This is a genomic window from Marinobacterium sp. NO-S09 (assembly GCF_059179545.1).
Map to the genome: position 1 here is coordinate 1,902,056 of NZ_CP168954.1, position 20,134 is coordinate 1,922,189.

A 20,134-nucleotide genomic window follows, 5' to 3' on the forward strand; every position below is an offset into this window, starting at 1 on the left:
CTGAGACATGACATGCTGACCTGGCGGGCCGGCGTGTGATGTCTTAATGGACTCTTGGCCCGCCGGAAGCATATCAATGGACGCGTTTATCCCTTCTACTCTGGCTGTTGCGATTGCTGAAATAGGCGACAAAACACAGCTGCTTACACTTTTCCTTACCGCTCGTTTTGCTCAGCGCAATGCCATCATTCTCGGCATTCTGGTGGCAACACTGCTTAATCATGCGCTTTCTGCCTGGCTGGGTGCCTGGGCGGTACAGTGGATTCCCGAAAGCTGGGTGCCCTGGATTCTGGGCCTGAGCTTTATTCTGGTTGGCTTATGGATACTGATTCCTGACAAGGAAGATGAGGAAGACGGCGCCGTTCTCAAATATGGTGCCTTCCTGGCATCGACTATCCTGTTCTTTATTGCCGAGATTGGTGACAAAACCCAGGTTGCGACGGTGATTCTGGCGGCGCGTTATGACGACCTGTTCTGGGTGATCATGGGAACCACGCTGGGCATGTTGCTGGCCAATGTGCCTGTGGCCTATGCGGGCAGCTGGCTGATGCAGAAGATCCCTCTGGATCTGGCGCGCAAATCGGCCTGTGTGCTCTTTGTAGCGCTTGGCGTGCTCACGCTGGTGTCATTCTGACAGCCGTTCATCCGCGACTCAGGCTGGGTCATTAGACTGGGCACCAGGATATGACATTCACAGGAGGTATCTTTTTATGCATATGAAGACATTGATTGGTTCTACCCTGCTGGTATCGGCGCTGGCGCTGACAGGTTGTGATGATTCCGCAACTGAAGCCGAGCAGGACCGTGCGGAAGTGCTGGAAAAAAGCGAATCTTCCATGGATAAGCTGAAGCGTGAGGCTGATGAAACGCTGACCGCTGCAGGCGATGTCTACAAGGATGCCAAGGACAGTGCCCAGTCAACAGCGGATGATCTGTCAGAAAAGGCGGCTGAAACCGGTGATCAGATTCGTGAAGCCACGGGTGAGACCTATGATCGTGTCAAAGAAGATGCCAAGGCGTTTGGTGAAGCGGCCTCCGAAACCGCGGAAGACCTGACCGATGAAGCCCGCACTCAGCTGGATGAGCTGAAATCCTCCGACTCCTGATTGCCTTCAGGTGTTCTCTGCATGCTCGGCAGGCTTGACCTGTCGGGCATGTCATCAAGCTGTCACTCCTTTTTGTTAGCGTTCCTTAAGTGTCGCTGTGTTAATACAGCGATTTGCCTTTCTGACGTGACAGGAATGTACCAGCTTGAGCCCCCCTTTAGAACGTGATGCTATTACGATTTCTTCATTGCAAGGCGTGCTGATTGCTTTGGCGATGCTTGTGATTTTGGCAACCTGGATCTTTGCCGGCTACCAGCTGCGCCAGAATCGCGAACAGGTGCTTGATGAACACAAGGTCATCCTGCAGAACCTGTCGCTGGTAGTGTCTGAAAACATCAATCAGGTGCTGGATCGCACCGAGGCGTTCAAGACGCTGGTGCGACTGCAGCTGTCGCGTGGCGAATTGCCCGCTGCCGGGCCGCTGGCAACGCTGATGGCGACCGACCCCGTGTTCACGCGCATGACTGTTTACAGCCGTGATGGGCGGGTGTTGAATTCGACATCGGCGACCAACCTGCCCGGGCTGCAGCAGGGATGGCAAGCGAGTCTTTCGCACCAGAAAACCTGGCCCATCAATATCCTGCCCTCTGAAGCTCTTGGCAAGTCCTGGAGTGTGCCCCTGGCCATGCCGATTAATACCCCGGGCAGGCCCGATTGCTGCCTGTTGGTGCTGGAAATGGACCTGGGCTACCTCCTTAACCTCTATCAGAACCTGAAGCTGGGGCGTGAAACCAGTATTCATGTACTCACTGCGCAGGGCGCCGAGCTGCTGCGTGCCGAACGGGGTGGCCTTGTGACCGGACGTTCGGCGTTTGATAACACCGTACTGTTGAAGTCGCGGCTTAACCAAGGCACAACGCGCGACCTGCATACGGAGAACCAGCGCTACTATCTCGGTCACTTTGCCAAGCTTGAGCGGGCGCCTCTGGTGATTTCGGTGCGACAGTCTGAAAGTGAAGCCCTGGCTGGCTACCATCGTCAGCGCAACAAGTTTCTGGTGTCGGTGGTCATCATTACGCTGATTGCTGCTGGCGGCCTTCTCTGGCTGCTGCGCATGATGCATGTACGGGAAGTCCAGTTGCGTGAACTGCAGCAGTCCGAGCAGCGCAATATGAAGTTACTTGCCCGGCTGCGGCGCGAGCATGAAGACAGTGTGAAGGCTGCTTCGCGTGATCATCTGACTGGCCTGTACAACCGACGTCTCTTTACCGAGCTTGGACATTCACATCTGGCCGGCTCCAAACGACAGGGACGTTTTGCGGCCGTCTGCTTTATTGACCTGGACAGGTTCAAGACGATCAATGACACCCTGGGTCACAAGGTGGGTGACAACCTGCTGCAGGAAGTGGCCCGGCGTCTCACTGATAACCTGCGTGAAAGCGATATTGTCAGCCGTTTTGGTGGTGACGAGTTTGTAGTGATGCTGACGGCCGTCAAGCAGCAGGCGGATGTGGAGCAGAAGGTTCAGCGCCTGGTGGATGTGCTGGCAGCGCCCTATCCAGAGCTTGAGGCGGGTGGTCTGGCGACCAGTCCCAGTATCGGTGTGGCCATGGCACCGCGAGACGGCATGGATATCGAAACCCTGATCAAGCATGCCGATATCGCCATGTACCGCGCCAAACGTGGCGGGCGTGCCCAGTTCCGCCTGTTTGACAGTCAGGATGCGGCACATGAGGTTTCAACCGAAGAGTTGCAGGCGCTGATTCCGGAGGCCATCGAGCGGGGCGAGTTCCAGCTGCACTTCCAGCCGCGCCTGTTCTTGCGAGGTTATAAAACCGGCGGCTTTGAAGCGCTGGTGCGCTGGGAGTCACCTCAGCAGGGGCTGCTCATGCCTGCTGTCTTTCTGCCGCTGGTTGAACAGCAGCAGCTCATGCCTGCCCTGGGCTACCAGCTGCTGCGGCAGTTGGCACAGCAGCTGCGTCAGTGGGCGGATGTAGGGCTCGATATTCTGCCGGTGGCGCTGAACCTGTCGGCTTCTCAAATCAATGACCCGACCTTGCCGGGGCAACTGCGCATGCTGATTGAGGAGTACCGCTTAACCCCCGGCTGGCTTGAACTGGAGATTGGGGATCAGGATCTGCAGCACCTGGGTGATCAGGCCATACGCCAGCTCCGTCTGGTCAGCGAGTTGGGTGTCGGACTGGTGATGGATGACTTCGGCTCCAGTGAAGAGGGGCTGCAGCGTGTCTCTCGTTTGCCATTTAACTGTATTAAGCTGAGTCCGGCGCTGATTCAACATATTCGTAACAGTTTTGATGACAATGTATTGCTGTCGGCCACGATTTCGGTTGCACGCAAAATGCGCCTGAGAGTGGTGGCGAAGGGCGTGGAAACACCTGATCAGCTGGTGTACCTCAAACTGGCTGGCTGTGATGAGGCTCAGGGTTTTCTCTTCAGCCGCGCCGTTGAGGAGGCTGAGGTACGGGATTATCTGCAAACCCCCAAACGCAAGGTGAAGCTATGAAAATGATCAGGCGTGTGTTGGTGGCCATGTTGATATTGGCAGTGGGGGCAGTGCAGGCAGACACCTGCAAGCAGCCGGAAATACTGCGCTTTGTAACGGTGCCCAAGCAATCCCAGCAGCTTCAATATGAAGCCTTTGAGCCCATGCGCCTGCATCTGGAAGAGGTGTTGGGCATCCCGGTCGTAACCATTGCCGCACACTCCTACCAGGCGGTTATCGAAAGCATCGTATCCGGTGCCGTTGATCTGGCGGAGATGGGGCCGGCGTCTTACCTCAAGGCCAGTGAGCGTGACCCGGGTATCAAGCCCATTGGGTCCTATAGTTTTGCCGGTGGTACCTTCTCGCCTGAGGGCAGCTACTACAACTCCTTATTGTTGGTCAGACAGGGGGAAACTTACGCGGCGCCAGAAGATCTGCAAGGGCAGGCCATTGCCCTGACCGATCCGAACAGTACCTCAGGTGGCGTGATTCCCCGTACGCGTTTTGTCGAGGATACCGGGCTGGCGCTGGACCGGCTGGCCTCGCATTTGGTCTATGCCGGCTCCCATGACCGTGCCCTGAAAGCACTGCAGGCGGGGCAGGTTGAGGCAGCCTTTGTCGCCAGCCGCGAAGCGGATGCCTATATCGAGCGGGGGGAGGCTGAGGCCGGTGAATGGCGGGAGTTATGGCGTTCACCGCCCATCCACTACGATCCTATCGTCTCCAGCAGCCACCTTTGTCCCGAGCTGACCGAGGCGCTCTCGCAGGCCTTGCTGCAGCCATCACCGGCGCTTGAGCTGCTGTTGAAGCAAAAGCGTGCTCAGGGGATTGTCCCGGTCAGTGCCGAAGACTACCGCTGGCTGAAGCCGCTGGTGCTCGATTAAGCCGTCTGGTCCTGGGCAAAATGCTGTTTCAGTGACCCCAGGCTGGCGCGGCAGAGGCTGTCCAGTTGTGCTATGGCATCTGCAGAACGCTCGCCTGATTGTTCCAGCGTACGGCAGCAGGCCGCAGCCTTGGGCATGCCGAAGTTACCCAGCGTGCCGGCCAGCTTATGCAGAAGTTCGGTTTGTGACTCACCCACAGCGCTTTGCAGTTGTGACAACAGTTGCAGGCACTGCTGTTCCATCTGGTCGCACAATTCATTGAAGCGTTGAGGGCCGAGCATATTCTGGTGCTGATGCAGCAGGTTAAGGTCCAGATACTCCAGCGCTGCCGGTGGCATGGCCGGCGCTGGCGGTGTATCTGATGCGCCGTGCAGCTGGCGGCGTAGCTCGCCAAACTGCAGGGGCTTGCCCACTACGGCATCCATCCCGGCTTCCTCGTAACGGCGCACTTCAGCCGGTGTGACTGATGCGGTAAGGGCAATAATGCGCACGCCAGCGCGCTGGGGATTGGAGTGCTCACGCATGCGCCGAGCGGTTTCGATCCCGTCCATATCCGGCAGATGTATATCCATCAGTACCAGGTCGTAGGCGTGGTCGTTGTGCATCGACAGGGCCGTATAGCCATCGTCCGCGACACTGACACGGTGGCCTTCGGACTCCAGTAATCCCACCGTGACCTGCTGGTTGATCGGGGTGTCTTCAACCAACAGGATATCCAGTGCGCAGTCGCGTGCCCTGGTTGGTTCCTGAGCAATCACGGTATGAGGTGTGGTGGTGGCCACGTAGTCCAGTTCCACCCAGAAACTGGTACCCCGGCCCTCTGAACTGTCAAAGCCGATTTTGCCCTGCTGAAGGTCTACCAGGCGCTTGCAGATCGACAGGCCTAGTCCGGTGCCACCGAAGCGACGCGTAATGGAGCTGTCGGCCTGGCTGAAGTGGGTGAAGATGCGTTCGTGAGCGCTGGCAGGGATGCCGATACCGGTGTCTTCCACTTCAAAGCGGATGCGGTGCTGCTCCGGGTTATCGCAGTTCAAGGCACGTGCCTTGATCAGTACATAGCCTTCATGGGTGAACTTGAGCGCGTTGGTACAGAGGTTGAGCAAAACCTGGTTCAACGCGCGGGCATCGCCCAGTACGGACTCCGGCAGGCTGTCGTCGCACCGCAAAATCAGGTCGAGATGTTTTTCCTGCGCCATTGGGGAGAGCAATTGGCGCAGCTGTTCAAGCTGCTCATTCAGTTTGAAGGGAGTCGCTTCCAGCTCCATCTGGCCGGCTTCAATCTTGGTGAAGTCGAGCACATCGTTGAGGATGCTGAGCAGGGATTGGCCGGAGCGGTAAATAGCCTGGACCTGTTCCTGCTGCGCAGCTGGCAGCTCGGTACGCATCAGCAGCTGAGCCATGCCCAGGATGCCGTTCATCGGCGTGCGGATCTCGTGACTCATGGAAGCCAGGAACAGGCTCTTGGCTTCGCTGGCGGCTTCTGCTTTCTCCCGGGCCAGCTCGGCCTGTTCCTTAGCCTTGCGCTCACTGATATCGGTGATTGAGCCCTCGTAGCAGAGCTGATCATGCTTCTCGTCAGTGATGCAGTGCGCCGAAATAGCCACGAATACCTCGGAGCCATCGGCACGACGCCAGCGGCTTTCAAAACCGCTGACATGCTCCTGCTGGCTCAGCTCACCCAGAAAAGCCCGGCACTCCTGGCGCGAGATGAAGCAATCACGGATCACATCCGTTACCTGGCTGAAAAATGCGTCTGCACTGCTGTATCCCAGCAGCTCGATCAGCGCCGGGTTGGCGGAAATGAAGCGGCCGTTCTGGTCGATACGGAAGATACCCTCGCTGGCATTTTCAAACAGTGAACGGTACTCACGTTCCGACTGTTCCAGGCTCTGATACAACTTGGCGTTTTCGATGGAGATCGCCGCCTGCGCTGCCAGTATCTGCAGAGTTTTCAGACGATTGCGATTAAATACATCACGGCTTTCGGTGTGTTCCAGGTAGAGCACAGCGGTCAGGTCACCGTGGTAAAGAATCGGAATGGCCAGCAGCGAACGCGGCTGGTGGTGACGAATATAGGGGTCGTGCTGAAACATCTGATGCTCGACGGCATTGCCCAGCACCACATCATCCTTGGTACGGGTCACATAGTGCACGATGCTCAATGGCAGCAGCTCGGCACTGGCCTCAAGTGCCTGATCGGTAAAGAGTCGGGGCGGCTGGTTATGGCAAATCTCAGCTTCCAGGAACAGACCATCCGGGCGTCGCAGCATGAGGATGGCGCGCTGGGCACCAGCGTTTTGCAAGGCCAGCTGCATCAGCTGTTCCAGTAGTCGCTCCAGCACAATCTCATCGGAGATAGCCTGGGAAGCGTGGATTACCGAGTTGATATCGAAGGCCTGGTTGTCCAGCGATTGCGGGCTCAGGGTCTGGCCCGGCGCTGATTCGGCGACACCTGCCTGCAGCGGTCGCTCAAGTGCAAATGGATAGGCCTGTTGCATCTGTTCCAGTTTGGCCTGGGCACCCCATTCCGCATAGCGGCTGTAAGCATCCTGAAGGTAGGTACGGGCGATGCCCGGTTTATCCCACTCCAGATAGAAGCGGCCTGCCAGTTCGGCGGCCATGGCTTCTTCCATTTTGAACCCCTGATGGCGGGCACGTTCGATGGCCTGCTCGTAAAGGTCCATGGCTTTGCTGTATTTGTGCTGGCTGCGGAAGAGCTCGGCCTGCAGCAGGTCCACATGATGCTGGTGGTTTTCAGGGCAGTAGCGGCTGAGTTTACGCACCTTGCGCAGAATGCGTTGCACCCGCTTAATGCGAGAGGGCTGCTGCAAAATGCTGGTATCCGGCAGCAGCGCCAGGATACTTAGTCCGTGCAATGCCTGCAGCCAGGGGCCGGTAAAGGTACCGCTGATGGAAGACAGCAGCGCCATGCCGGATTCCGTATGCAGGTAAGCCGATTTGTGCTCGCCCAGCAGGTAACAGATCAATGCCTTGTAGTAATGGTGCAGGCAGATGGCGGTCATGTGGTGCTCGCGCTCAAGCTCTTTCAGGCCTTCTTCTTCGTGGTAGAAGGGGCCGGTGAACTTAAGCGGGTCGGCGCAATGGCCGCGCAGGTTGGCCATGGTCTGGAGCACAAACAGGGAATACTGAAGGGACTGTTGCTGGCCGGATTGTGACAGCTGGTCAGCGTACTGTTCCAGGCGCGGCTGCAGTTCATCCAGGTTGGCACAGAGTTGAAAGGCATACTGGATATAAGCGGCCAGGGCATAGGCACCCCATTCCATATCACCGGCTTCCTGTGCCAGCTGGTGCGCGTTGAGCAGGGATTCCAGGCAGTTGCGCAGTGGCTCGCGGTAGTGGCGAACATAGGAGTCGAACAATGACAGGGTGCGGTGGTGCGTCAGCGGCGACAGGTAACGCCGATCCAGTTCCATTGCCAGCTGTCCCAGCTGGTAACCCTGCTCAATCATGCTGAATTGGCCGCAGAGTACGCCGCCATAGCCGGCAAAGGCCTGGGCGGAGGAGGGGGTGAGGCCGTGCTTGAGTGTCAGCTCGACCTGACGCGCCATGACCAGCGGGCGCAGTCCTGAGCTGGAAAACTTGATTGCACCGAACATGCTGGCCAGCAGCGGCATGGCGGCGGCCAGCTGAGGATCGCTCATGGCAGGCAGTTCGGGAATACGCTCTGGCGCCGTGCGTCGCAGCAGCCATTGGGTTTTGCCCACGGCTCTGAGTAGTTGGGTGGTGGATGGGTCAGCAGGAATGCTGACGCCCAGCTGCTGCAGGGTACTCAGTGCCGTATCCAGCGCGCTGCCGAACTCGTTGTTGGCCACCTGGGACTGGATCTGGATCTCGTAAGCCTGAATGCGGTCGAGCAGGGCCTGGCCGTGACGGTCGATTGCTTCGATCAACTCCAGCATGCGCTGCTTATGGCCCAAAATATTGGCGCAGTCGGCGGCTGCGGTGTGCAGGCTCAATGTCAGGCGGTAGCAGCTGTTCCAGGCGTCTTCTGGCAGCAGATTCAGGCCTTGGTCGTAATATTCACGGGCCGACGCAAAGGCCGCGGATTCGCGTGCCTTGAGCCCGGCCTTCAGGTTCAACTCGGCCAGTCGGGTGCGCTCGGCCTGGGTTTTGAGCAGGCTGTGGGCCTGGTTGAGATGGTTGGTAATCTCGAAGATGCGAGTCTCGACCTCGGCAGTGGTCAGGCTGGCGCACAACTGTTGACCAATCTGCAGGTGCAGCTCTTCCAGTTCGTCATCGGCAATCAATGAGTAGGCAGCCTGCTGCACGCGGTCATGTACAAAGCGGTAGCGCGAGCGTTCGGGCTCCTGATGCTGGAACAGGCGGTAGCTGTCATCCTGTGACAGAATCAGGCCCTCGGTCATGGCCGGCCAGAGGCGGTCGGCGACCACGCGGGGCGTCAGGCCACTCACCAGTGACAGGGTGCGCAGGTTGAAACTGCTGCCGATGCAGGCGGCCAGAGGCAGTACCGCCTGAGTTGCGGCGGCCAGCTTCTGGATCTTGTTGACCATCAGCTCGATAACGTTATCGGTCATCTCCTGGGCATGGATTGCCTGCTCATCCCATTGCCATTGCTGCTCACGGAAGTTGATCAGCCCCTCTTCGTGCAGTGAATGCAGGAACTGGTTCAGGAAGAAGGGGTTGCCCTGAGTTTTTTCGATGCAGACCCTTGCCAGACTGCGGCAACGACTGCGCTCCACACGCAGGGTATCAGCAATCAGTTGGGTGACCTGATCCAGATCCAGCGGCTGTAGTGACAGCTCAACCGGTTCCGGCGTTGAGCGGGCCATGCGGTCGAGACTCACCTTGAGCGGGTGGGTCGCGCTCAACTCATGGTCACGGTAACTGGCGATCAGCATCAAACCGATGGGGCGTTCCTGGCCGGCCAGGGCCTCAATCAGGTGCAGAGAGGCCAGATCGGCCCAGTGCAGGTCGTCCAGGAACAGCACCAGTGGGCGTTGCGGCGAGGCCAGTACGTGCAGCAGTTGTGAGAACAGGCGTGAAAACCGGCTTTGTTCCTCCACCGGAGGCAATGCAGGAACATCGGGCTGCTGGCCGATAATCAACTCCAGTTCCGGGATCAGTTTCAGCAGCACCTGCGCCTGGCTGCCGATATGCAGCAGGAGGGCTTCACGCAGCTCGGCAATACGCTGTTCCGGCTCGGTAAGCATCTGCCGTACCAGGCCTTGCAGGGCCTGAACGATAGCGAAATAGGGGCGGTTGCGGCGGAACTGGTCAAACTTGCCGCTGGTAAAGCGTCCGCCCTGTTCATTCACATACTGGCGCAGTTCGTGTACCAGACTGGTTTTACCGACACCGGCGTAGCCGTGAATCAGAATGAACGGGTGGCGGTGGGCGCTGCTGTGGTCATAAAGATGCTGCAGCTGCTGCAGCAGTGCTTCACGGCCATACAGGCGCTGCGGGATCTGGAAGCGCGCGGATAGGTCTTCCTGTCCCGGCTGGAAATCGCCCGGAAAACGCTGCCGATGATGGGCCTGCAGGCAGAGTTGCAAGTCATGGGTGAGGCCAACGCTGGACTGATAGCGCTGGGCCGCGTCCTTGGACAGCAGCTTGAGGATCACTCGCGACAGCATTTCCGGCAGCTGCGGGTTGAGCAGATGCGGCTGCCGAACCTGTTTGGCGATGTGATCATGCACCAGCTCCATACCGTCTTCGCTGACGAACGGCGGACGCTGGGTCACCATTTCATAAAAGCTGGCGCCAAGGCTGTAGTAATCGCTGCGGTAATCGATGCTGCGATTGATGCGACCGGTCTGTTCCGGCGCGATGTAGGCCAGTCCTTCCAGACTCAGATCCGGGGTGTGCCAGCTGGCTTGTTCCCGGCTTAACCCGGTACAGCGTGAGAAGCCGATCAGTTCCACCATGCCGGTATCCGGGTTGACCAGCAAATGATCAGGGCTGATCTGTTTATGGATGATACCGGCTTCGTGCAAGCGGCCCAGCAGGTTGGCGGCCTTGATGATAATGGCTAGCCAGCGTGTCCAGGGCAGCTGCTCGTGTTGCATAAGCTGGCGCACGGGAATCGAATGGGAGTCGCTATAGAGCGCGGTAGGCCCGCGGTCCAGTTGCATTAGCTCCAATGGCCTTACTATGCCCGGGATCTGTAGCCTGGAGAGCATGTCATATTCGTGCTGAAAGCGGCTCAGATGCTCATGGTTACAATGGACGGCATCCAGCTGTTTGATGATAACGCTGACGTTATCGCGCAAGCGCAACGCACGCCAGACTTCCATCTGTTTGCTCTGGTGCAGGCGTTGCTGCAGGCGATAGCCGTCCGGAATTTGCATCAGCGAGTGTCACCGGCAAACATGTAGCCGGCCCCGTGGGCGGTTAGAATCAGCTGCGGGTTGGACGGATTGTCGCCCAGTTTGCGGCGTAAACGGCCAATGAGCACATCCACCGAGCGGTCGTTGGGGGTCCATTCACGGTCATGAATGGCATCCATTAGCTGATCGCGGGAGAGCACCTGTCCCGGGTGTTCCGCCAGCGTCTGCAGCAGTTTGAACTCGCCTTCAGGCAAGCGTTCCTGCTCGCCATCAGGGCTGGTGAGCAGACGTTTGAAAGGGTCCAGGTGCCAGCCCTCGAAGGTGTAGCCCTTGGCGCCGGTGCGCACGGGCGCCTTGTCATCACTCTCCGGCAAGGCGGTTTGGATGCGCCATAGCAGGTTCTTGGCCCTGACCAGCAGTTCACGCGGATTAAAAGGCTTGGTGACGTAGTCGTCAGCGCCCAGTTCAAGGCCCACAATCCGGTCGATTTCATCGCCCTTGCTGGTGACCAGAATAATGCCGACACGGGAGGCCGCGCGAAGCTCGCGGGTCACGGTCAGTCCGTCCTTTCCGGGCAGGCTGATATCCAGCAGAATCAAATCGATTCCCTCCTGCTCGATACGTTCGTGCAGGTCATCGGCCTGGTCCGTTTCCGAGACGCGGTAACCCTCGTTTTCAAAGTAACTGACCAGCAGGGATCTGGACGCCAAATCATCTTCTACAATCAGTATGTGCGCAGGGGCGTATGAAGTCTGCATCGCTTGAGCCTCGGGAACAGCAGCCGAATTGTGAAAACGGCAATATCCGTTGTGTGACGAAAAAGTGAAAGGGCTTTTTACATTCTGTTACATCTGGGCACAACTTAGCACAAAAGCTAGATAATTCATTTACATGGCCTGTTTAGTTTAGCTATGACCACTGAAGCGGGTAGTGCGTTGCAGAGCCGCGTCACCGCTTGGGCACACTAGAAGAAGATCCATCTCATCAGTAAGGGAGTGATGGCATTGAGTAATAATAATTCCAAACGTGCGCTGTTGAGCACAGGCGTGTTGGCATTGGCCGGTCTGGCCAGTACCCCGCTTCTGGCTCAGGACGCACAACAGATCATCCGGGACCGCTGCCTGGCCTGTCATACCGAAAGCGGTACGGCTGAGGCGCCAAGCTTCTCCCGTATCAGTGAACAGCGTAAAACGCCGGAAGGCTGGCACATGACGCTGAACCGCATGATTCACCTGCGCGACTTGCAGATCTCCACCGAGGAGAAGCGTGCGCTGGTGAAATATCTGGCGGATACTCAGGGGCTGGCGCCGGAAGAAACCGAAGGCTACCGCTACCTGCTGGAGCAGGACACCAATGTCGTGGAAACCGGTATTGAGCCGGGTACTGCGGAAATGTGTGCTCGCTGTCACTCCGGTGCCCGTTTCAGCCTGCAGCGACGTACCGAGCAGGAGTGGAAATACCTGGTTGATTTCCACATGGGGCAGTTCCCGACGACCGAATTCCACTCTCTGGCTCGTGACCGTCAGTGGTTCGACATCGCACGCAACGACACCGCCGTTAAACTGGCCGAACAGTTCCCGTTTGAAACCAAAGCCTGGAGCAACTGGAAAGCGGCTGACAAGAGCGACCTGATGGGACGCTGGCGTGTAACCGGTTTCGTTCCGGGCAAGGGCGAGTTTGATGCCTGGATGTCGGCTGCCAAAACCGGTGAAGGCAAGTACGACCTGGATATTGAAGGCACGTACGCCGATGGCAGCAAGCTGTCTGGCAAGGGTAATGCGACCGTCTATACCGGCTTCGAATGGCGTGCCAGCCTGACCATCGATGGCGTGAAAATGCGTCAGGTGATGGCGGCGGATAAGGCCGGCAACAATATGGAAGGTCGTATGTTCCCGGCTGCCGAGCGTAGAGTGGGTGGTGACCTCATGGCTGTGCGCGATCAAGGAGTCGCTGACATCGTTGCGGTTCAACCGTCCTACCTGCGCCTTGGAGAAAGCGCAGAGCTGACACTGGTTGGCCAGAATCTGGATGGCGAGATCAACCTTGGCGAGGGTGTTGAAATCGAGAAAGTGGTTTCTCGCAGTCAGGACCGTATCACGGTGATCGCCAAGGCGAGTGGTACAGAAGGTATGCGCTCTGTAATGGTAGGCAAAGCCGGTGCCGAGCTGGCCGTTTATGGCGAGCTGGCACGTGTAGATGTTACGCCTGCTTCGGCCATTAGCCGTATTGGCGGGGCCGGTATGGATCTGGACAAGGTACGTGCCAACTATCGTGCTGTGGGTTACAGCGCGGGTGCCGATGGTGAAGCAGGTACGGATGACGATCTGCGCCTGGGTTACATGCCGGCACAGTGGAGCATCAAACCGGCTGACGAAGTCGCTGCTCATGATAAAGATGACAAGTATGCCGGCATGATCAATGCCGCTGGCATCTTTACACCGGGCGATGCTGGTCTGAACCCCGCACGCAAGATGAACGCCAACAATGTGGGCCGCTTGGCAGTGGTAGCCAGTGTTAAAGACGGTGATACCACCGTTGAAGGCGAAGGCAGCATGCTGGTAGCGGTGCAGGATTTCGTACGCCGCGTACTGGACTAAGCCTCTGACACCCGACAACAAAAAGTAGCCACCCAACAGAACAACAAAGAGGTGAATCATGGGCGCCATGACACTGGTGAAACCAAATCTGCACAGGGTTGATGTTGATGCCCGCCAGATGCTGTTTCACATTCCCAGCAGCAGCATTTTCGAGCTCGATGATCTTGGGCGCGAACTGTTGCAGCTGTTCGATCGCCACGAGCAGGTATCACACCAGCAGTTGGCTGAACTGCATGCGCGCTATTCGCAGGAAGCGGTCTCCGAAGTGATCGAGGAGCTGCGCTCACTGGAAGTGATCTCCGAGCCTGGTGCGGTTGCCCGCATCAACCCGGACCCGCAGAAAGTGGAGCAGTTTCCGCTGACCACTGTGGTGCTGAACGTGAACACCGGCTGTAACCTCAGCTGCACCTACTGCTACAAGGAAGACCTGACGACCCCGTCCAAAGGCGAAAAAATGGCCTATGAGACGGCGATCAAGTCGGTTGAAATGTTGCTGAGGGAATCGCCGAACCAGCCTGCCTACAACGTGGTCTTCTTCGGTGGTGAACCGCTGTCCAATATGTCACTGATCCGAGATGTGGTGGCCTATTGCGAGGAGCGCTTTTCCAAGCTGGATGCCACTGTCGACTTTACCATGACAACCAACGCCACCCTGCTTAACGAAGAGCTGGTGGACTGGTTCAACGAGCACCGTTTTGGCCTGACCATCTCCATGGACGGCCCCAAGGCGATGCACGACAAGAACCGAATTACCGTTGGTGGACAGGGTACTTACGATGTGGTCCGCCGCAAGGTGGAAATGCTGCTGGCCCGTTACAACGCGCGCCCGGTGGGCTGCCGTGTCACCCTGACACGCGGTATCACCGATGTGGAGAAAATCTACGATCACCTCAGCGGCGAGCTGGGCTTCTTCGAAGTGGGCTTTGGCCCCGTGACCTCGGGCGACATTGCCGAATTCAACCTGACCGGTGAAGAGCTGGTCGAGGTGTTCGCCGGCATGAAACGCCTGGGTAAACGCTACCTGGAAGCCGCACTGCGCAATGAAAACTTCGGCTACGGCAACATGCATCAGTTAATTACTGACATGTATGAAGGCAACAAGAAACTGGTGCCCTGTGGTGCCGGTATCGGTTTGCTGGCTGTCGACAAGGATGGTGACCTGAACCTGTGTCACCGCTTTACCGGCTCCGACATGCAGACCTTCGGTGATGTTGAAAACGGTATCGACAAGGCCAGCCTGGGCCAGTTCGTCGAGAAGCGCCTGGACCGCAGCAACACCGGTTGTGAAACCTGCCGTATTCGAAACCTCTGTTCGGGTGGTTGTTACCACGAAAGTTACGCCAAATATGGAGATCCGACGCATCCTTCCTACCACTACTGTGACCTGATGCGAGACTGGGTCGACTTTGGTGTGGAAGTGTATTCGCGGATCATGCTCGAGAACCCCGGGTTCTTCGAAGCACATGTCTCTCCGAGGAGGAGTGCTAAATGAAACATCTCAAGTCTCTGAACAAGAAAGCGCAGCTGATCAACAAGGCGGTCAGCCCGGAAGAAGTTGAAGACGTTGTTGCCATGCAGACCGTTGTGGGCTGTACGGCCACTACTGACCCGGGCTGGGAGCTGGACCCCTTCGGTGGTCTGGGCTCACTGTGTCAGCCGATGGAATCTGACCTGTACGGTTGTGCCGACGCCTGCTGGTGGCCGGCACAGGTCCCGGACACCATGCACACTTACCCAGACTGGGGTAAGGATGTGGCGAAAGCCGACAAGGACTGGCGCAAGCTGGATGGTATCTTCGAGGATGAGCAGTAACAGGAGCTGGCAGATGAAACTGACTAACACGTTCAAATCAGCCGGCCTGGCTGGCTCACTGGTGATGGGCGCAGCCCTGTCAGCGGTGGCACCCTATGCCATGGCTGACCAGGAATACCTGCTGACGGTAACCCGTCCCAATCAGCTGCACGTGATCGATATGAGCACCAACGAGATCGCGCGTACCTGTGATATCCCTGGCCCGTTCGGTACTGGCTCTATCGCCATGTCCCCGGACAATACCCACGCCTATGTGCTGAGTAACGGTACCAAGGACATTTACGGTTTCGATATTCGTAACTGTGACATGACCTTCAAGGCCGAGCAGTCTTCCCCGACTCTGCAGGTGATCTCCATGCAGTCGATCACCGTCAGCGCCGACGGTACCGAACTGTACACCGTGCAGAACCCGGTCAAGAAGCACCGTGACCGCTTTGAAGTGATGCAGCCGCGCCTGGCCGTATTCAACATTGAAGATGGTATGAACGCCAAGGTTGTACGCACCTTCCCGGTGGATCGTCGTATCACCAAGATCGCCACTACTGCCCAGAACGAAGTAATCCTGGGTGGTGCTGATCTCAAGGCGATCAACCCGAAAACCGGTGATATCCGCATGGTCAGCAAGCTGGCCAACTGGGAAAAGGGCCCGCTGTGGTTGCCGCCTGATGCCTTCGCCATGCACTCTCAGGGTGAGCAGGCCAACGAGTACATCATGCCGTACGTAACGGCCAAGTTTGACTCTGAAGAGTGGAACTTCGAAACCGCCGAATGGTGGTGGGGCATGAGCCGTGTGGATCTGGAGACCGGTGAAGCCGAGCGTGTGGAAACGATTCCGTTCGAATTCATCATCTTCAACTTCATTACCGACCCGCGTGACTCCAATATCCTGTATGGCAGCTTCAACACGCTGTCCAAGCACGATATCAGCAAGAACGAAACGCTGGCGGTCCATGAACTGGGTCACACCTACTACGACCTGAATATCTCAGGTGATGGCAAAACCATCTATGTCGGTGGTACCAGCAGCGATATCTCTGTCCATGACAGTGAAACGCTGGACAAGATTGGTTCTATCCAGCTGACCGGCGACATGTCGACGTCTGATCTGCGTGTAGCAACCATCAAGGACTAACACCTGACGCGCGCTGCAAATCAGGTATAGTCAACGGGAGGTGCCGGCAACGGGCCTCCCGTTTTTATTGGGCAAGAGCGGCGTTGAAACAGTTCGATATTGCCCGGAAACAGATAAGGATAGATAGATGCTTAAGTGGCTGGTACGCGCCATCCATGCACCCGATCGCAGTCGACTGGAGCAGGGGTTTCGCTGGTTGTACAGCTTCATCAAGCCGCAGCGCCGCGCCATTGCCGGATTGCTGGGCTTATCGTTCATCGGTTCCGCCTTTGTGCTGCTGCAGCCCTGGCTGACCAAAATGTTGATCGATGATGGTCTGATCGCCAAGGATTACAGTGTGCTGGTGCAGCTGGCGATTGCGATGATCCTTGTCGGTATTCTCAGCACCGCACTCTCCGGGGTGAACCGCTATCTGCATACCCGCCTGTCCGGGCGCATCCTGTTTGCACTGCGTACCGATCTGTATGCGCACCTGCAGCGCCTTTCGCCCGCGTTCTTTGGTCAGCGCCGTATTGGTGACCTGCTGTCCCGTATTGATGGCGATGTGGCGGCGATTCAGCGTTTTGCCGTCGACAGCCTGTTTTCGGCGGTCAGCAGTATAATCGGACTTGTCGGTGCGCTGGTGTTGCTGGTGGCGCTGTCATGGCAGTTGTCGCTGCTGGTGCTGGTGCTCATTCCACTGGAAATTGTCTGGCTGCGCTGGATGCGGCGCAAGGTTGAAGTGCGTACCCGTGAGATGCGCGAACGCTCGGCGGATCTGTCCAGTTTTCTGGTCGAAACCCTGCCTGCGGTTAAATTCATTCAGTCGACCGGTCAGGAAGGGCGCGAACGTACCCGCCTGGGCGGGCTGAATGACAGCTACCTGGATAAACTCCTGCAGCTGCAGGTGACCGAATTCTTTACCCATGCCATTCCCGGCACCCTGACGTCCATGACCCGTGCCGCCGCCTTTCTGATCGGTGGCTGGTGGGTGATTCAGGGCGAGTGGCAACTGGGCTCGCTGATTGCCTTCTCGACGTATTTGGGAATGGCCACCGGGCCGGTCAACAGCCTATTGGGATTGTACGTAGCCATTCAGCGCATGAGCGTCAGCCTTGATCGCGTCAACGAACTGCGCCTGGCCGAGGTTGAGATCGAAACGCCGGCCGAACCCAAATCCTTGCCTCAGCCTGTGCGTGGCGAGATGCGACTTGAAAACGTCAGCTTTGCTTATGATGGACGTGGTCCGGTGCTGGACAATGTCAGCGCTGAACTGCCTGCCGGCTTGAAAATCGCTCTGGCCGGTGCCTCCGGTGCGGGTAAATCAACACTGATTGACCTGCTGCAGCGCCATTATGACCCCCAGGAAGGGCAAGTACTGCTGGATGGCGTTGATATACGTGAACTTAGCCTGGCGGAATTGCGCCGCTGCGTAGCAGTGGTGTCCCAGGATATTACCCTGTTCCGTGGTTCTTTGGCCGACAACCTGCGCTACGCCTGCCCCAATGCCAGTGATGCTGAGGTGCGTGAGGCAGCACGGGATGCGCAGCTGGATGACCTGATTCAGCGTCTGCCTCAAGGTCTGGATACGCCGCTGGGTGAGCGCGGTCAGCAGCTGTCCGGTGGTCAGAAGCAGCGTATCGCCATCGCCCGTGCACTGCTGCAGCAGCCGGCGGTGCTGGTGCTGGATGAGGCTACCTCCGCCGTTGATGAGGCGACGGAGCAGCAGGTGATCGCAGCGGTGGATCGTCTTTTTGCCGGCCGCACCCGCATTCTGATCAGTCATCGACCCTCAACGCTTGCCGGCGCCGACCGTCGCCTGCTGCTGCAAAATGCGCATCTGAGCCTGATTGAGGAGGTAGCCGATGTCCACTAACCTACTGAAAATCGGGGTGGTTGATTCGGGCTGTTCGGTGCAACAACAGCTGGCTGAAAGTGCGGCCTTTGTGCTGGATGAGGGGCAGTTGTGGCTGGCTGAGGCTGAGCCGGATCAGCTTGGTCATGGCACCCGCACTATCGAGGTGATCCAGGCGCTGGTACCTGAAGCTGAGGTGTATTCGGCTCAGGTGTTTCAAGCACGTTTGACCACCACGGCCATTCAGGTGGCGGCCGCCATCGACTGGCTGGTGGAGCAGGGTGTGCAGGTGATCAACCTGAGCCTGGGCTTGCGTCAGGACCGTCCGGCCCTGCGTGAAGCCTGCGAGCAGGCGCTGAAAGCCGGTGTGTTGATCTGTGCTTCAAGCCCGGCACGGGGAGAGCCGGTTTATCCGGCGCACTATCCGGGTGTATTCCGCATGACCGGGGATGCCCGTTGCCTGCGTGAAGAGATCTCCTATCTGGAAACCGAGTTCGCCGACTTTGGTGCCTGTGTGCTGCCGCTGGATAATACCCGCGGTCTGTCCGGAGCCAGCCTGGGCTGTGCTCATCTGAGCGGCCATCTGCTGCGCTATCTGCAGCAGGCCTCGAGCCCAAGCCTCAGAGCGGCCCGTCAGTGGCTGATTGAGCAATCACAGTATCAAGGACCGGAACGACGAGGAGCGGTTCATGGCTGATACGGATATTTTGGTGCTGGGTGGTGGCCCTGCTGGCGGAGCGGTGGCTCTTGGCCTGCGTCGGCTGGGGTATTCGGTGTCGGTTGTTAGCGAGCCACGCCCCTTCGATGCGGTAGAGGGCAGTTCTGACCGTGCCGTTCAAGGCATGCAGGCGGCCGGCTTCAAGCACGCATTGCAGGCGTTGGCGGAACCATCACCGCGCCAGGTGACCTGGAACGGTGAAACCAGTGCAGCCAATACCGAGCGTTTGATTCCCCGTCAGCCGTTTGATCGTGGCCTGTTACAGGACCTGATCGAACAGGGTGTTCAGGTGGTTCAGGGGCGTGTGCAAAACTGCCTGGAGCATGAGGGCATATTTACGGTGGATGTGGCGTTGACCGACGGTGGCCAGCAGCAGCTCCGAGCGCCGTTTCTGGTTGAGGCCCGCGGTCGTGCCGCACCGGCGGCGGGTGTGTCTCGGGTAAAAGGCACGCAGACCGTGTCTCTGCTGCAATATTGGCAAGGTGTAGAGGCCGACCCCAAAACCGCCGTGGAAAGCTTCGAAGATGGTTGGGCCTGGATGGCCATGCGGGCAGATGGTCGCCGGTATCTGCAGCTGACGCTGGATGTGGCCAGTGCCAACTTGCCACCCAAGCGAGAGCTGAATGATTGGTGCCGTACACGCCTGGAACGGCTGGAGCAGTCAGCGCCTTTTATGGCGGGAGCTGAGCCAGTTGGATCGGTCTATGCGCGCACCAGCAGCCCGGTGCTCTGTGAACGCAGTGCCGGTGATAACTGGATCCGTGTGGGGGATGCCGCCATGGCAGTGGACCCGTTGTCGGGGAATGGTATTTTTCAGGCGTTGTCATCGGCTTTGCAGGCACCCGCAGTGGTCAATACGCTAATCCAGAACCCTGAACGCGCCGAACTGGCCAAGGCGTTCCATGAGGCGCGTATCGAGGGGCTGTTTTACCGTTTTGCCCGCATCGGACGTGACTTTTACGCCCAGGAAAGCCAGTGGCCGGATCGACCTTTCTGGCAAGCGCGGCGCCAGTGGCCGGACGCCGAACCCTTGCATACCGATGTTACACCGGAGGTGGTTACAACCGGTATGCGTCCAGTGGTCGAAAACGGCCTCATTACGGAAGCCCATGTGGTGATCACTCCGGACCAGCCACTGGGTATCTGGCATTTGAACGGACTGCTGCTGGCGCCGTTGCTAGATGCGGTTCGGGCAGAGCCTGAGCGTGCCGCCGCCGAGGTTCTAGCCAATCACATCGGTGATGATAAAGGCCCTCTGCTGGCTAACTGGATGCGCCAGCAGGGCTGGTTGTCCGCCTGA

At 58.0% G+C, this 20,134-nt stretch carries 13 protein-coding genes; 11 read left to right on the forward strand and 2 right to left on the reverse strand.

The window, feature by feature from the left end:
* The first annotated feature begins 76 nt into the window (after nucleotides 1-76).
* The 4 genes from O3C79_RS08850 (at nucleotide 77) to O3C79_RS08865 (ending at nucleotide 4,433) form a co-directional block, all read left to right on the forward strand.
* Entirely contained in the window at nucleotides 77-634 is a 558-nt protein-coding gene (locus O3C79_RS08850) for a TMEM165/GDT1 family protein (RefSeq protein ID WP_494385643.1), read from the forward strand.
* Nucleotides 635-710: 76 nt separating this feature from the next.
* Nucleotides 711-1,106 carry a hypothetical protein gene (locus O3C79_RS08855; RefSeq protein WP_010323769.1) on the forward strand — a complete coding sequence of 132 codons (396 nt, stop codon included), beginning with the start codon at nucleotides 711-713 and terminating at the stop codon, nucleotides 1,104-1,106.
* A gap of 145 nt (nucleotides 1,107-1,251) precedes the next feature.
* Nucleotides 1,252-3,570: a bifunctional diguanylate cyclase/phosphodiesterase gene (locus O3C79_RS08860; protein WP_494385644.1), complete on the forward strand. Its 2,319-nt coding sequence runs from the start codon at nucleotides 1,252-1,254 to the stop codon at nucleotides 3,568-3,570.
* Nucleotides 3,567-4,433, forward strand: coding sequence for a phosphate/phosphite/phosphonate ABC transporter substrate-binding protein (locus tag O3C79_RS08865; protein ID WP_494385645.1), 867 nt, complete (start codon nucleotides 3,567-3,569; stop codon nucleotides 4,431-4,433). The genes O3C79_RS08860 and O3C79_RS08865 overlap by 4 nt, the downstream gene beginning before the upstream one ends.
* On the opposite strand, the gene O3C79_RS08870 is transcribed toward O3C79_RS08865, so the two are convergent.
* Complete coding sequence (locus tag O3C79_RS08870; protein WP_494385646.1) at nucleotides 4,430-10,762, reverse strand: AAA family ATPase; 6,333 nt, start codon at nucleotides 10,760-10,762, stop codon at nucleotides 4,430-4,432. The two genes, O3C79_RS08865 and O3C79_RS08870, sit on opposite strands and share 4 nt — an antisense overlap.
* On the reverse strand, nucleotides 10,762-11,499 hold the full coding sequence (locus tag O3C79_RS08875) for a response regulator (protein WP_494385647.1): 738 nt from the start codon (nucleotides 11,497-11,499) through the stop codon (nucleotides 10,762-10,764). Before O3C79_RS08875 ends, O3C79_RS08870 begins: the two co-directional genes overlap by 1 nt.
* Nucleotides 11,500-11,739: 240 nt before the next feature.
* Here O3C79_RS08875 and peaA point away from each other — a divergent pair, with 240 nt between their 5' ends.
* The 7 genes from peaA (at nucleotide 11,740) to qhpG (ending at nucleotide 20,134) form a co-directional block, all read left to right on the forward strand.
* The gene (peaA, locus tag O3C79_RS08880) at nucleotides 11,740-13,338 is read left to right on the forward strand and encodes a quinohemoprotein amine dehydrogenase subunit alpha (protein ID WP_494385648.1); all 1,599 of its coding nucleotides are present in this window, start codon (nucleotides 11,740-11,742) and stop codon (nucleotides 13,336-13,338) included.
* 58 nt (nucleotides 13,339-13,396) lie between these two features.
* Nucleotides 13,397-14,830, forward strand: a complete 1,434-nt coding sequence (peaB, locus tag O3C79_RS08885) for a quinohemoprotein amine dehydrogenase maturation protein (protein WP_076461995.1) — start codon at nucleotides 13,397-13,399, stop codon at nucleotides 14,828-14,830.
* The gene (gene qhpC, locus O3C79_RS08890; protein ID WP_010323762.1) at nucleotides 14,827-15,150 is read left to right on the forward strand and encodes a quinohemoprotein amine dehydrogenase subunit gamma; all 324 of its coding nucleotides are present in this window, start codon (nucleotides 14,827-14,829) and stop codon (nucleotides 15,148-15,150) included. Before peaB ends, qhpC begins: the two co-directional genes overlap by 4 nt.
* A 13-nt stretch (nucleotides 15,151-15,163) precedes the next feature.
* Nucleotides 15,164-16,282: a quinohemoprotein amine dehydrogenase subunit beta gene (gene peaD / locus O3C79_RS08895; RefSeq protein WP_494385649.1), complete on the forward strand. Its 1,119-nt coding sequence runs from the start codon at nucleotides 15,164-15,166 to the stop codon at nucleotides 16,280-16,282.
* Between the two features lie 127 nt (nucleotides 16,283-16,409).
* Nucleotides 16,410-18,137 carry an ABC transporter ATP-binding protein gene (locus O3C79_RS08900; RefSeq protein WP_494385650.1) on the forward strand — a complete coding sequence of 576 codons (1,728 nt, stop codon included), beginning with the start codon at nucleotides 16,410-16,412 and terminating at the stop codon, nucleotides 18,135-18,137.
* Nucleotides 18,127-18,813 (forward strand): subtilisin-like serine protease QhpE, encoded by a 687-nt coding sequence (gene qhpE / locus O3C79_RS08905; protein ID WP_494385651.1) that lies wholly within the window; start codon nucleotides 18,127-18,129, stop codon nucleotides 18,811-18,813. The genes O3C79_RS08900 and qhpE overlap by 11 nt, the downstream gene beginning before the upstream one ends.
* Nucleotides 18,806-20,134: a flavin-dependent monooxygenase QhpG gene (gene qhpG, locus O3C79_RS08910; protein WP_494385652.1), complete on the forward strand. Its 1,329-nt coding sequence runs from the start codon at nucleotides 18,806-18,808 to the stop codon at nucleotides 20,132-20,134. Before qhpE ends, qhpG begins: the two co-directional genes overlap by 8 nt.